Here is a 14198-nt window from a genome sequence, read left to right as displayed (position 1 = left end):
CCCCGGCGCCCCCCCCCCCCCCCCCCCCCGCCGCTCCTCGTAGCCCACCAGGTGCCCGTTCACGAGGACCCGGCCACTGTCCATGGTCTCCAGCTTGTTCATGCAGCGCAGCAGCGTGCTCTTGCCGGATCCGCTGGAACCGAGGATGACAACCGTCTCCCCTGGTGGACGTCGAGGTCGACCCCCTTCAGGCCGGGGCCGGGGACTCCTTCATGGCCGGCGGCATCCTCGCGTCCGTGCGGCACGAGGAGAACGTGAGGAGCCTCCCCTTCGCGGAGCCCCTTCACGACACCATCGCCCTCGTCGCGCAATCCCTCCGCTGGGAGCCGGCGTGGCAGCACGCAGGCGTACGGTGGAGGGATGAGCGTGCCTACAGGATCCAGGGTCAGCTTCGACGGCCGATTCGCGCGGGAACTGCCGGAGATGGCGGTCCCGTGGCAGGCGGAGTCCGCCCCCCATCCTGCCCTCCTCGCCCTCAACGAACCTCTCGCCGCGGAGCTCGGGCTGGACCCGGAGTTCCTCCGCTCCCCCGAGGGACTGTCGCTGCTCGTGGGCACGACCGTACCGGAGGGTGCGACGCCCGTCGCCCAGGCCTACGCGGGCCACCAGTTCGGCAGCTTCAACCCCGGGCTCGGCGACGGGCGAGCACTGCTGCTGGGGGAGATCACCGACGTCGACGGCCGTCTCCGCGACGTCCACCTCAAGGGGTCCGGGCGCACGCCCTTCGCCCGCGGCGGTGACGGCCTCGCCGCCGTCGGGCCCATGCTGCGCGAATACATCGTGAGCGAGGCCATGCACGCGCTCGGCATCCCGACCACGCGCTCCCTCGCGGTCGTCGCCACCGGCCGCGACGTGCGCCGCGAGAGGATGCTGCCCGGCGCGGTCCTCACGCGTGTCGCGGGCAGCCACCTCCGCGTCGGCAGTTTCCAGTACGCAGCCGCCACCGGCAACCGGGAACTCCTGGCACGCCTCGCCGACCATGCGATCAGCCGCCACTACCCGGAGGCGGCGGCCGCCGAGCGCCCCTACCTCGCCCTGTTCGAGGCGGTCGTCTCCACGCAGGCGTCGCTCGTGGCGCGGTGGATGCTCACCGGTTTCGTCCACGGCGTCATGAACACCGACAACATGACCATCTCCGGCGAGACCATCGACTACGGCCCGTGCGCCTTCATGGACGTCTTCGACCACTCCGCCCTCTACAGCTCGATCGACCGCGGCGGCCGCTACGCGTACGCCAACCAGCCGCTCGTCGCCGAATGGAACCTCGCGCGACTCGCCGAGACCCTCCTGCCGCTCATCGACGACGACCAGGAGCAGGCGGTCCCGCTCGCCGTCGCCTCTCTCGAGGCCTTCCGCCCCCGGTACAGCGCCGCCTGGCTGGCCGGGATGAAGGCCAAGCTCGGACTGCCCGACGACGTCGGGGACGACGTCGCATCGACCCTCGCCAACGACGTCCTCGCCCTGCTGCAGGACAATCACGTCGACTACACGTCCTTCCTCCGGGGGCTCAGCTCCGTGGTCCGCGGCGATGCCCGACCGGCGCGGGACCGGGTGCTCGACGTGGCCGCCTTCGACGCCTGGGCCGCCCGCTGGCTGGCGACCGAACCCGACGCCGACGCGATGGACCGCGTGAATCCCGCCTACATCCCCCGGAACCACCTCGTCGAGGAGGCCCTGGACGCCGCGACGACGGGCGACCCGGGTCCGCTCGACGCGCTGGTGGACGTCGTCTCGCGGCCCTTCGAGGAGCGGCCAGGGCTCGAGCGCTACGCCGCCGGGGCGCCGGACGACTTCGGGGCGTACACGACGTACTGCGGCACCTGACGGGCCCGGGGACCGGACGGCTGGACGGCGTCCTCGGCCATGAGCGGTTTGTCCACCGGAAAGAGCGTGCCGGCGGCAGCGGGCCCGACGCGTAGCGTTGCGCAGATGAGTGCATCCTTCGACATCACCCGTGTCAGTGACAACGAGTACCGAGTACGGACCGAGGCGGAAGGACAGTCGGTGGAATCGCTGTTCCGCATGAACCCCGACCTGCAGGGCCGCCTGGGGACCCCGGACGCGGATGAGGTGGCCGTCGTCGAGGCGACAGCGCAGTTCCTGGCCCGCCACCAGTCGGTCATCGACTTCCCCCCGATGATCGACCTCGAGGACATCCTGGCCACCTACGACGACGCCCCCGAGCAGATCCAGCGCCTCCTCACCGACGGATCAGCTGCCTCGTGACCCCGGGTCGGCGGGGCTGACCACATCCCGCTCCGCAATGCACGTCCTTTCGTCCCTGCGGGAGAACTTTCGCGGAAGCGGTTCGCAGACCACGCTTGGAACCACCATTCCAGCGCAGGAGGTCCGCATGAACTCTCGACATCTCGACCGGGTCCAGGCCGCCGGACGGCGCTCCGCCGCGGCCGGCCACATGGTCCTGCCGGACCTCCATGCGACGACGGAGCTGCACGATGCCGTCGCGGAGGCCCTGATCGGCGGTGAGCCCCTGATGACGGTGGCGGCCCTCGCCGATCTGTCCCCGCTGGCCGCCCTCGACGCCCTGGACGCGCGGGATGCACTGGGGAGCACCGCGTTGCCGGCAGTCTCCCTTCAGGCACCGCCGGGCGCCTGACAGCGCATGCGCCTCTTCCCCCGGAGCCCGGTGGGTAGTTCGGCGTTCCAAACCGAGTGGTCGTGCTCAGTAGTCACGTAAGGAGCACTGTTTCCTGTGCGAACTGTTCTCCGTAGCTTGTGGGAGGCGATGACGCCATTCCGAGCCACCAGGAGCACCCGTGCGAACCAACACCTCCCGATCCGTCCTCACCCGCCGCCTCGCTAGTGCGGTCCTCCTGCCGGGGCTCCTCGGTGGAGCCCTCGTCCTCGCCCCGCAGGCGTCCGCGCAGACAGGGCCGACGTCGGGGGTGTGCAACGGCGTGGTGAATCAGCTGGCGCACCGCGGAACCGTGCAGGAGAACCTCCTGAAGGCCGCCGCGCGCAAGAACGCGGAACTCATCACCAAGCTGCAGACCGAACGGTCGGCACTCCAGGCGAACGCCACCATGCTCGAGACGCAGATCAAGGACGCCAACGCGGCACTCGCCGCCCTCGAAGCCGAAAGCGCCCGGCTGGATGCCGCCATGGCGAGCACGACCAGCGAAATCGCCGCCCTCACCCAGCAGCAGGCGAGCACCACGAAGGCCATCGAGGAAGCCACCGCCGAGCTGACGACCCTGCAGTCGGAGCACGCCGGTGCCGTGGCAGCGCTGACCCCGCTCCAGACCGAACTGACGGCCGCCCAGGCCGATGCGGAGGACCTGAGGAAGCAGGCACTCGCGGCGACCGCCGAGCTCGAGGGCCGGCAGGAAGCGCTTCGTACCGCGACCGGAGAGTTGACCGGCGTCCAGGCCGCCGCCGACCAGGCAGCAGCGGCTGTAGCGTCGCAGAACGACGCCATCGCAGGAGCGCAGGGCGACCTGGCGACCCTCACCGCGACGGCGCAGGACGCAGCCACCGCGGTCGGCACGGCGAAGCAGGCCGTGACCGACGCCGAGGCCGTCCTCGATCAGCTCGTCGCCGCCGGCACCACGGCGCAGTCCGCGCTCGACACCCAGCAGACGGAGATCGAGGCTGCCACCCGGAAGCTGACCGCCCTGCAGGCGGACGCCGCGACGGCAGCCGACGCCGTCACGGCGAAGAACGCCGCCATCGCCGCGGCCCAGGCTGGCCTGCCCGCTCTCGAAGCCGCAGCTGCAACGGCCGCAGACGCCGTCACGGCGCAGCAGACCGCCATCGCCGGCGCCGAGAGCGAGCTCGTCGCCCTGCGCGCAGCCGCCGCCACGGCCGCCGACGCCGTCGCCGCCAACACGACCCGCATCGCCACCCTCTCCGGCGAGATCTCGACGCTGCAGAAGGACATCACCGCGAAGAACGGCGAGATCACGGCCAAGCAGGGCGCCATCACCACGGCCCAGGGTGAGTTGACGGCACTGCAGGGCCGAAGGACGGCCCTCGAGGGCGAGATCGCCACACTCTCGGCGCAGATCAAGCAGCTCAGCGGCGGTTCCGACGAACGGAAGATCCTGATAGACCGGCGCGCCGCGAAGCAGACGGAACTCGATTCCGTGAACACGAAGATCACGGACAAGAACACCCAGATCGCAGGCCTCCAGGGCGATCTCAGGACCCTGCAGGGCCAGGTGGACACGCTCAACGCGCAGCTGCTGGCCAAGCAGACCGAGAGCAGCACCCTGCAGAAGGAGGCCGCACCCCTGCAGGCCGCCCTGACTGCGGCGAACGCCGCCGTGGCGACCAAGGAGACCGAGGTCAGGACGCTGCAGGGTCAGCTTCCCGCGCTGCAGACGGCGCTGGCCGAGGCGAAAGCCGCGATTTCCGCGCAGCAGGACGCCGTCACCTCCCTGCAGGGGCAGCTGCCGGCGCTCATGACGGCGGCAACTGCAGCACGTGACGCCGTGACCGCACAGGAGAAGGTCGTCGCCGATCTCGAGGCCGGGCTTCCGGGCCTCACAGAAGGGGTCGACGCAGCCAGGGCAGCCATCACCACCCAGAAGGGCGTGCTCGCCGGGCTGCGGACCGACCTGGCCGACGCCGAGGCGCAGCTCGCATCCACCACCGCAGCAGTAGCGGCCAGGACGGCGGACCTCACCGGGCTGCAGGACCGTCTGCCCACGCTCCAGGCTGCGGCCGACAGCTCCGCGAAGGCCCTCGCCGACAAGCAGGCGGAGATCGTCACCCTGAACACCGAGGTGGACCGGCTGGTCGCCGCCCTGGGCGAGCTGAACGCCCGCATCGCCAGCAAGGAGTCCGAGGTGCTCGCCCTCCAGGGCCGGGTGGCCCCGCTCCTCACGCAGCTCGACGCGATGAACGGTGAGATCAGTGCCACCGAGGCCCAGCTCAAGACCCTGCAGGGACAGCTGACCACCCTCGACAAGCAGGTCACCGACGCGCAGGCTGTCCTCCGCGGACTCCAGGCGCAGAAGAAGGCGAACAGGGATGCCATCGCGGCGCAGACCGCCACGGTGAACACCCTCGAGGCCAAGCTCGGCACGGTCCAGGGCCAGATCAAGGCCATCGACGGCCAGATCCAGCTCGGTGGGTGCGTGGCCTGACAGTCCACGAACCCGATGTGAGGTGCCCTGGGACGACGTCCCAGGGCACCTCGTCGTCTGCTGCCCCTCGGGAGCCGGCCACAGCACATCCTGTGCCCGAGCAGGGAGGTCCGATGGCTGGATCCCCGTCACGTCGTCGGCCGGCGGATGCAGGAAGGGCGGCCGGGTACCCGGCCGCCCTCACCCATCCGGATGTGTTACCTCACCCGGGTGCCTCCCTGTACTACTGGACGAGGAGGTCGTCGAACCGCACCTGCAGCGGTGCCATGGTCGCGGAACCCGAGAGGTAGGTCTCCACGGCCACCGATCCTGCCTTCTGGAGGGCAGGCTCGGAGTCGGTCGAGGTGAGCTGCCAAGCCGCCGGCTCCGCGGTTCCCACCTTCCACACCTTCGCCTGGACCGTCGTCGGAGCGGTGCCCGACACCCGGACGCGCACGGTGTACGTGTCGGCCATGCTGAAGGCCAGGGGCACGGATGCGCTCCCGAGGCGGGTCACGGTGGTGTTGACCGTCTTCTCGCCGATCAGTGACATCCCGGTGCCCGCGACCAGGAGCTTGGCCCCATAGTCCCCGACCCCCGCGACATTGCGGCCGACCACCGTCAGGTGCAGGCCTCCCCCGTCGGGGACCTTGTCGAGCCTGGTCGTGAACCGCGTGTCGGTGGTCAGCGAGGACACGGTGTCGAGCCGTACCGTGCCGCTCGAGGCCGCCGCTGCGAGGTTCATCAGCCCGGCGCTGCCGTCGACGGAGTACTTGGCCGTGGAGCCCTGGACCGCCCAGGGCCCGCCGACGTCGGCGGTGCCCCAGCCGCCCGTGACGGTCCGGCCGAAGGCATCGCGCGCGAGGTCGGATCCCGGCTGCACCGGGGCGGTCACGGTCACGGCGCGGGACACGGAGTTGGACGCCCCGGCATCGTCGGTCACCGTCAGGGTCACCGTGTAGGTGCCTGCCGCGGCGTAGGTCCTCGACGCCTTGACCCCCGTGCCCGCGGTCCCGTCGCCGAAGTCCCAGGCGTAGGAGGCGATGGTGCCGTCCGGGTCGGCGGACGTCGACCCGTCGAAGGACGCGACCAGGCCGGCGGCCGTCTGCGTGAAGGCCGCCCTGGGCGGGGTGTTCACGGGTACGGGCTCCGCGACGGTGATGGCCCTGGACGTCGAATGCACTGCGCCCGCATCGTCCGTCACTGTCAGCTTCACCGTGTAGGTGCCTGCCGCAGCATAGGTCTTCGATGCCTTCACGCCCGTGCCGGTGGTGCCGTCACCGAAGTTCCACGCGTAGGAGGCGACGGTGCCGTCGGAGTCGGTCGAGGTGGACCCGTCGAAGGACGCGGTGAGGTTGCTGATCGCCTCGGTGAACCGGGCCACGGGCGGCGTGTTCGCCACTGTGCCGGCCATGACGGTGACGCTCACGGTCTCCGAGCGGACCTCGTTGCCGAAGGGATCGGTGGCGAAGATCCGGTAGGTGTGGGTCGAGGACGGGGCGAGTCCCGAATCCTCGAAGGTCAGCTCCGGTCTCTGCCAGAACTTCGACAGCTTGGAGACCTCGTGGACCGGGGTGGCGATCTGGCCGTCGCGGATGACCCTGTAGGTGATCTTCTCGTTGTCGGAGTCCCAGTTGGCCGTCCACTTCACGGTGACCCGACCGGCCGCCGGGGAGGTGAGGGTCGGATTGGTCGCAGCGCCCGTGACGTCGGGACCGACCTTGTTCGGCGCGATGCCGCGGACCGCGAAGCGCACGAGTCCCTGCTGCGCCTTCCCGTTCACCCGGGGGAACTCCCCGCCGAGGACGACGTACTCGGCGTTGCCGGTCACCGACCAGGCCCCCTGGTACTGACCGGTGAAGGAGCCGGCCGCCACTTTCGGGTACCAGGTGAGGAGCGACGGCGCGGGCTTCCCCTCGTAGTTGAAGTAGCCGGTGGCCGTGTTCCGCGTGATGGTGCCGGTGGCACTCCTGCTGAACGCGACGGCCCGCTGCCAGGAGCGTGGGTTGGTCTCGGGGAACCCGCCGATATTGGCGCAGTTGTGGGCGTGCCCGACGGTGTAGACCGTCTCGCCGACCGGGGCGACGCCGTAGGAATCACCGTGGCAGTCCTCGATCCACTTCACGGACCCATCGGCCCAGTTGGCGGAGAACGCCCCCTCGAGGTTGCCGCCTGCGCCGAAGACGTAGCCCGTCCCGTAGACGTTGGTGCCGTCGGTGGTCAGGTTCGTGATGGCCGCGTCCGCTCCGCCGTTGCGGACCAGGCCGTTGACAGCCCACGGCCTCAGCGCGCCTGTCGCGGCATCGACGGCGGCCAGCCCGTACCCGGGGTTCGACGATCCGTTGAGCGTCGTGAAGCTGCCGCCGACGACGAGCTTGGTGCGATCGGGGGACATCACCATCGCGGAGACGTCACCTCCTGCCGCCGAGGGGTTCCAGGTTCGCAGGGTGCCGGTGGCCGCGTCGACGGCGGCGAGCCTCGCCCGAGGGGTCGAACCGACGGCCGAGAACCAGCCGCCCAGGTAGACGGCGTCGGCCGTCGCCACGATCGCATCGACCCGCGAGTTCGGCGCCGGCTTGAAGGAAGGGATCATCGCGCCGGTGGCCGGATCGAGCGCCGCGATCCTGGACGCGGCCGTGCCGTTGACCGTGGTGAACGCGCCTCCGACGTAGATCCGGGAGCCGTCCGGTGACGCCGCGATCGACCGGGCCTGGGCGTTGAGGCTCGGGGCGAAGGACTGGATGAGCGCACCCGTCCTGATGTCGTACGCGAGGATGTTGTTCCGCGTCACGGTGCTCGTCCCGGGTGCGGCCCCGGCCGGACGCGCCGTCGTGAAGTTACCCGCGACGTAGACGGTGGTGCCCACGATCATCTGCTGCCACACGACGCCGTCGACCTGCACCGTCGGCAGCGCATCGGCCGACACGGTGGGTGAATTCGCGGCAGTGGCGGGATCCGGCGCCGTGTCCGCCGAGGCGGACGGGCCGGCCGCGAGCGTCGCGGCGATGGCGAAGGCGCACGTCGCCGCCATCGCCAGGGTTCTCCGGAGCGTGTCCCGGCACCGCCGGCCGGGTCCCTGCCCCGCCCCTACCCCGGGCGGATCGCTGACGTGCTTCATGGTGCCTCCCCTTGCAGCGGCGCGGCGCCCTGGAAGGCTGCGACCGGTAGAACTGCCTGATAGTGGAACAGGACGCGGACGGACTTCCGCCGCTCCGGTGGGATCTGGAAGACGAACACCCCCGAGACCGACTGCCCCGGGCCGACCTCCGCGGGAAAGGGAACTGCCCCCGGGCCGCTGAGCAGCTCGGCCGGGGAGCGATCCTCTCCCGCCTCGACGTTCACGACCGCCTCCGCCAGGGAGATGGGGGCCTTGGTGCTGTTGGTCACCTCGAGGGTGAACTGGACCGCCGGCCCGCCCACCTCGCCCAGCCCCCGCGCTTCGCCGTCGACGGCCTTCATCGACGCCACCCTGGCGGCCACGCCCTCGGCGACGGGTGCCCGCTCCTTCAGGCTCTTCGCCGGGGCGACAGGCGGTGGTTGGTCGATGATCCTCCCGGCGGGGGCAGGAGCGATGGCCTTCGTGCCACGGCCGATGGCGGCAGGGCCCTCCGGTGCCGACCCCGGTGCCGCCGCGGACGGTGCCGGGTCGGAGGACACCGGAGCGGAAGGCGCAGCGGCGGACCGGGGAGCGGAAGGCGCAGTAGCGGAGGACGTGGGGGCGGAGGACGTGGGGGCGGAGGACGTGGGGGCGGAGGACGTCGGGGCGGAGGATGCCTGGGCGGACGGCGCGGGGGTCGATTCCTGCGGAGTGGAATCGACGGCGTCCGGGGAGGCACTCGGGGAGCTGCCGGCCTGCGCCGGCCGCGGCTCGGCGGCGGGAGCCAACGGACCAGCGGCCACGGCCCACCCGGTCAGGCCGAGCGCGGCGACCAGGGCGGCAGCAGCTGCCGCCCGTCGCCTGCGGGAACCGTCCTTCTGCTGCCCTCCGGGCGGGGCGGAGGTCATGGGGTCAGTTCTTTCCCGCACGGTCTCCGGGATCCGACGGATGCCGACAGTGGGCATCCACGGGTGCGGTGATGACCGCAGGCTACGACTCCGTCCATGGGGTCCCTGCTCCTCGAGATTCGTCCCAGTCCTTCATCTCTCTCGAGAGAGAGCCTATGAGCAGGCATGCGGGACTACACGAGTACGGTCTACTCGTCTCCCTCCTGTGGACTACGCGAGGCGCACCACCCCATTCCGGGCCGCGCCGGCTTCCTCGGGCCGGACGCGCGACGGCCCGCACCCTTGCGGGTGCGGGCCGTCACGGCAGCACTGGTCTCCTCGGGTCCCTACCGCACCCCCGCACGACGACGGCGGTCGTTGCCCGAGCGCAGGTCCCGGTTGAGGCGGCGGTCACCGTGGTACAGGATGGACTCCCAGTCCGCCTCCTCCGGCGTCTTCGCGACGACCTTCGACTCCTCGACCTTCCGCACGCGCGGCCCCACGTACAGCCAGTTCAGGACGCCGAGCCCCATGTCCACCACAGAGTTCTTGAGGCCGATGTACGCACGGATGGCACCGGCCGCCAGCACGGCGTTCAACCCGGCGAACACCGCGTTGCCCCAGTTCTGCTCCAGGACGTCCCGGGCGAGGGTCAGCAGGGAGAACGCCACGATCACGAACGGGATGACGACGTACAGGCCGGGCGCAGCGGTGCGGTCCTTGACCTTCGGGGTGCGGACGAACGGGATCTTCTCCCCGGTGAACGCCTGCTGGATGGACTTCAGCACGCCGGCGAGGTTCACCGGCAGCAGCACCAGGTTGAACCCGTAGATCCTGAAGATGTCCGAGAAGCGGTGCCCGCAGTCGCGGAGGTCGCTGCCCATCGCCAGGAAGTACGGCGCGGCGGCGAGGAACACGACGGGGCTCAGGAGCCGGCTGTCGTACGGGTATGCGAGGAGGAACAGCAGCCCGAAGCTCGCCCACGCGATCGACGCCATGTAGTTGACCCGGAGCAGCACCTCCCGGAAGAGGACCTGCTCGCGGAGCTGGCGGCGCCGTCGGAGCTGGCTCCACAGCTTCGGCAGGATCAGCAGCCCGCCGTTGGCCCACCGGCGCCGCTGCACCACGAGCGAGCCGAAGTCCGGCGGCGTGGCGCTGTAGCTGAGGCGCTCCGGGTAGTTCACGAGCGTCCACCCGTGGCTGCCCAGGTCCACGCTGGACTCGGTGTCTTCGATGACCGTGCGGTCCTGGATGTAGGTCTTGATCTCGAAGCCGCCCACGTCCTCGACCTCGACGATGTCCTCGACCGCACGCTTGCGGATCACGGCGTTCGCGCCCACCCAGAAGGTGGCCCCGTAGTAGGTCATGCCCTGGTGCAGGATGTGCTGGATGTCCGTGGACGCGCCGGCCACCCGTTCGATCCGCGTCGGCGCTCCCCGGAAGGACGAGTAGGGCGTCTGGGTCACGGCGATGCGCTCGTTGCCGGGGGACTCGAGCAGGTGGACGAGCCGCACGCAGTAGTCACGCAGCAGCAGGGAATCGGCGTCGAGGGTCAGCAGGTAGGTGGAGTCGGGGACGTCCAGGACGTCGTCGTCCTCAGCACCCTCCCCGTCCGCCAGGGGGCGCAGCACCGTGCCGGTGGCCACGTGCTCCTTGCGCCAGCGTCGGCCCATGAGCGAGATGTAGGCGTTGAGGTTCATGGCCTTGTTCGCCTCGTGGGACAGCGACGCGTAGGCCTTGCGCTCGAACGTCTCCAGCCGCGTGTTGAAGATCCGCACGAGGCGCACGTACAGCTCGCGGATGCGGTCCGGTTCCGGGCACTGCTCCTGGGCGAGCGCGGCGTTGAGCGCGTACATGGCCAGCCGCAGTTCGCGGGCGAGGCCCATGACGACGAGGTCCACGAAGAACTCGTCCACATGGTCCTCCACCGTCTCGGTGTCGGCCATGTCCTCGAGCCACACCGCGGCGTCCTCGTACGCCGCGATGAGCGGCGGCAGGTCGGCGCACGACGACGGCGAGTGCGCGCCGCGTGCGGCCAGGTCGGCCTCGAACCGGGCCAGTGCGGCGCCCGCCCGGGTGGACGGCTCGAGGAGTGCCGACTCGATCTCGAACGTGAGCGCCCGGGTCGCGTCGAGGCGCTGCCGGATCGCGGGGTCGGTGGGATGCGGCGGGTCGTCGAGGAGCAGGACCACGCGGATGTTGGGGAACTCCTGCAGGGCAGCGGACCACAGGGTGGCCCGGACGACGGCCGGCTCCTCGGCGTAGGAGGGGACGAGGACGGTGATGCCCTCGTGGTGGTCGGCGAAGTGGCGGTCCAGTTCACCGCGCGGCACGCGCCGGTGGTCGCGGAACCGGTACAGCGCACCCTGCCGCGCCAGCAGGTACATGAGCGCGGAGAAGGTGAGGAACGTGACGACGATCAGGTACGACGTCGCCTCCACCTGGAACCGGAAGCCCGCGTCGGGGTTGTTGGCGAACTGCCGCAGGATCGTCGTCACGATGTAGGTCAGCCACGCCAGCACCGTGACAACGATGCCGAGACGGCCGAGTGCGATCTTCCGCGACGACGGCGTGGGGTGCACGATCGACAGCGGCTCGGAGCGCCGCTCCGACCCCCACTGCCGGCGTCGTGCGGCGGCCGCCGGCGCCTTCTCGAGGACGGCGGTCGTGCCCGACGGCGGACCGGCGATCGGGGCCGCGGACCCGGCGGGTGCCGCGCCGATGCTGGCCTGGGGGGCTGGTGACTCGGTGGCATCGGTGGAGCTGGACATGGCTACCTCGGCAGTAGGCGGACGGGTTGACGCACGACGTCGCCCCGCGACATGCAGCGTCACTCTCCACCATCGGCCGGCCTGCCGTGAGCGTTAGGCGAAAGGATGACGGCGGCCGCAATTTCCCTTACGCTTCAAGCGTCTCGCGTACCTGAAGTGCGCCCATTCGCCTCCTCGAGGCTGTCATCTGGGGTCCCTGTGTCTGCTCGCTTTCCCGGCCGGAAGCTCTCCGCCGTCCGCCTCCTGATCCTGTCCGTCGTCGTGGGGGGTGTCGCCGTCGGCGGTCTCACGGGCTGGAACCAGTGGGAGGACGCCCGGGCCGCCGAGAGCACGGGGGCCTTCTTCGCCGGCTACGTCGATGTCACGGCGACACCCTCCTACCCGTTCGAGGACCCCGCGGGGGACAACGGCGGCAGCGCCGTGCTGTCCTTCATCGTGGCGTCGAAGGAGGAACCCTGCACGCCGTCCTGGGGCACCTTCTACGGCCTGGACGAGGCCGAGGCGGCACTCGACCTCGACCGCCGCGTGGCCAGGCTCGTACAGGACGGCGGTGAGGTCATCGTGTCCTTCGGCGGACTCCTCAACGACGAGCTCGCGACCGCCTGCACCGATCCGGGGGACCTGGTGGACGCCTACGCCGCCGTCGTCGACCGCTACTCCCTGACGACCGTGGACCTCGACATCGAGGGCGAGAACCTCAAGGACGTCGCCGCCGGCAAGCGGCGCGCGGAGGCGATGGCCGCCCTCCAGGCCGGACGGGCCGGCACGGACGCGCCGCTCAACGTGTGGCTGACCCTCCCGGTCGCCCCGTCCGGGCTGACCGTGGAAGGCACCGCCGCCGTCGCGCAGTTCCTGGAGGCCGGCGTCGACCTCGCCGGCGTGAACGTCATGACCATGGACTACGGCGGCAGCCGGCCCGAGGGCACCAGCATGCTGACCGCCTCGCAGAACGCGGCGGACGCCACCCACCGCCAGGTGCAGGTCCTCTACGAGCGGGCCGGCATCGACCTCGGGCCGCAGGCCGCGTGGCGGAAGATCGGGCTGACCCCGATGATCGGGCAGAACGACGTCAAGGGTGAGGTGTTCACGCTCGAGGACGCCAAGGCGTTCAACGCGTTCGCCGCCGAGCGCGGCGCGGGCCGCATGTCCATGTGGTCGCTCAACCGCGACGCCACGTGCAGCGAGAACTACGCCGACGTCACGGTGGTCTCGGATTCCTGCAGCGGGATCGACCAGCAGGGTCTGCAGTTCGCGCCGATCCTCGGTGCGGACTTCGAGGGTCGCGCCGCGACCCTCGCCGACGAGCCGGTGACGGAGGAGACCCCCGAGGCCCTCGTCGCGGACGATCCGGAGACGAGCCCGTACCCCATCTGGTCCGACGTCGGCACGTACCGCGAGGACGACCGCGTGGTGTGGCAGGGCAACGTGTACGTGGCGAAGTACTGGACGCAGGGCGACCTCCCGAACGACCCGGTGCTGCAGGCGGAGGAGACCCCGTGGACCCTGCTCGGCCCGGTGCTGCCCGACGAGCGGCCCGTCCCGGCGGTCACCGCACCGGCCGATCTGTACCCTGAGTGGGATCCGAAGCAGGTGTACGAGCGCGGCGACCGGATCCTCGTCGACGGGCGCGTGTACGAGGCCAAGTGGTGGAGCCAGAGCGACAGCCCCGAAGCCGCCGTCCAGGGCTCCGACGCCTCCCCCTGGCAGAAGCTCGACGACGCCACCCTCCTGAAGATCATCGAGGATCCCTCGGCGTCCTGACCGGTCGGGGACCTTCGACCCTGTGCGGTGCCGACCGGCCTGACGAGGGTTGCTCCATGACGAACATCGAGATCACGGAGCACGGCGAGCAACCTACAGCGGGCGTGCGGGAGAAGGTGCCGATGACGGAGCTGACCGGGTTCTTCTCCCGGGCGTTCCAGGACACGATGGCGGCGTTGCAGGCCCAGGGCGTGGCCCCGGCCGGTGCCCCGTTCGGGAAGTACTACGGCCCGCCGGGCGCCGTCGTCGACGTCGAAGCGGGCTTCCCGGTCGCAGCGGCCATCACACCGGTCGGGAAGGTGGTACCGGGGACCCTGCCGGCCGCGCGCGTGGTCGAGGCGATCCACATGGGGCCCTACGACACGATGGGCGAGACGTACTCGGCGATCGAGCGCTACATCACGGAGGCTGAGCTGACCCCGGGTCCGGTGATGTGGGAGACCTACCTCAGCGATCCGGAGGAGGAACCGGACCCGGCGAGGTGGCAGACCGCGATCTGCTGGCCCGTCGCCCGGAACTGAGCCCAGACGCCGGTCCTCGCCGGCTTCGTGCTCCGCGGCGGGACCAGGGCACGCGTCACGGCGATGCTCCT

9 protein-coding genes and 1 pseudogene are annotated in these 14198 nt (G+C 70.7%); 6 read left to right on the top strand and 4 right to left on the bottom strand.

What is annotated here, in order from left to right; translation table 11 throughout:
• A pseudogene (locus ACX80P_RS13000) lies at positions 1-111 on the bottom strand (hypothetical protein); the annotation flags it as partial.
• A 249-nt stretch (positions 112-360) separates the two neighbouring features.
• Between ACX80P_RS13000 and ACX80P_RS12995 the strand changes: the two are divergent.
• The 4 genes from ACX80P_RS12995 (at position 361) to ACX80P_RS12980 (ending at position 5111) form a co-directional block, all read left to right on the top strand.
• Positions 361-1824, top strand: a complete 1464-nt coding sequence (locus ACX80P_RS12995) for a protein adenylyltransferase SelO (RefSeq protein ID WP_459278518.1) — start codon at positions 361-363, stop codon at positions 1822-1824.
• 105 nt (positions 1825-1929) lie between these two features.
• Positions 1930-2226, top strand: a complete 297-nt coding sequence (locus tag ACX80P_RS12990) for a hypothetical protein (protein ID WP_459278517.1) — start codon at positions 1930-1932, stop codon at positions 2224-2226.
• A gap of 127 nt (positions 2227-2353) precedes the next feature.
• On the top strand, positions 2354-2617 hold the full coding sequence (locus tag ACX80P_RS12985; protein WP_459278516.1) for a hypothetical protein: 264 nt from the start codon (positions 2354-2356) through the stop codon (positions 2615-2617).
• Positions 2618-2777: 160 nt separating this feature from the next.
• Positions 2778-5111, top strand: coding sequence for an HmpF-related protein (locus tag ACX80P_RS12980; protein WP_459278515.1), 2334 nt, complete (start codon positions 2778-2780; stop codon positions 5109-5111).
• 223 nt (positions 5112-5334) lie between these two features.
• Here ACX80P_RS12980 and ACX80P_RS12975 read toward each other — a convergent pair whose 3' ends face one another.
• From ACX80P_RS12975 to ACX80P_RS12965, 3 genes are all read right to left on the bottom strand, one after another.
• On the bottom strand, positions 5335-8208 hold the full coding sequence (locus tag ACX80P_RS12975; protein ID WP_459278514.1) for a PKD domain-containing protein: 2874 nt from the start codon (positions 8206-8208) through the stop codon (positions 5335-5337).
• Entirely contained in the window at positions 8205-9095 is an 891-nt protein-coding gene (locus ACX80P_RS12970) for a hypothetical protein (protein WP_459278513.1), read from the bottom strand. Before ACX80P_RS12970 ends, ACX80P_RS12975 begins: the two co-directional genes overlap by 4 nt.
• 326 nt (positions 9096-9421) lie before the next feature.
• On the bottom strand, positions 9422-11845 hold the full coding sequence (locus ACX80P_RS12965) for a glycosyltransferase family 2 protein (protein WP_459278512.1): 2424 nt from the start codon (positions 11843-11845) through the stop codon (positions 9422-9424).
• A 198-nt stretch (positions 11846-12043) separates the two neighbouring features.
• On the opposite strand from ACX80P_RS12965, the gene ACX80P_RS12960 reads away from it, so the two are divergent.
• Positions 12044-13606: a chitinase gene (locus ACX80P_RS12960; protein WP_459278511.1), complete on the top strand. Its 1563-nt coding sequence runs from the start codon at positions 12044-12046 to the stop codon at positions 13604-13606.
• 56 nt (positions 13607-13662) lie between these two features.
• Positions 13663-14127, top strand: a complete 465-nt coding sequence (locus ACX80P_RS12955; protein ID WP_459278510.1) for a GyrI-like domain-containing protein — start codon at positions 13663-13665, stop codon at positions 14125-14127.
• Positions 14128-14198: the final 71 nt, after the last annotated feature.

This window comes from Arthrobacter arabinosi, from assembly GCF_054511115.1.
This window is presented reverse-complemented; position numbering and strand designations above follow the sequence as displayed.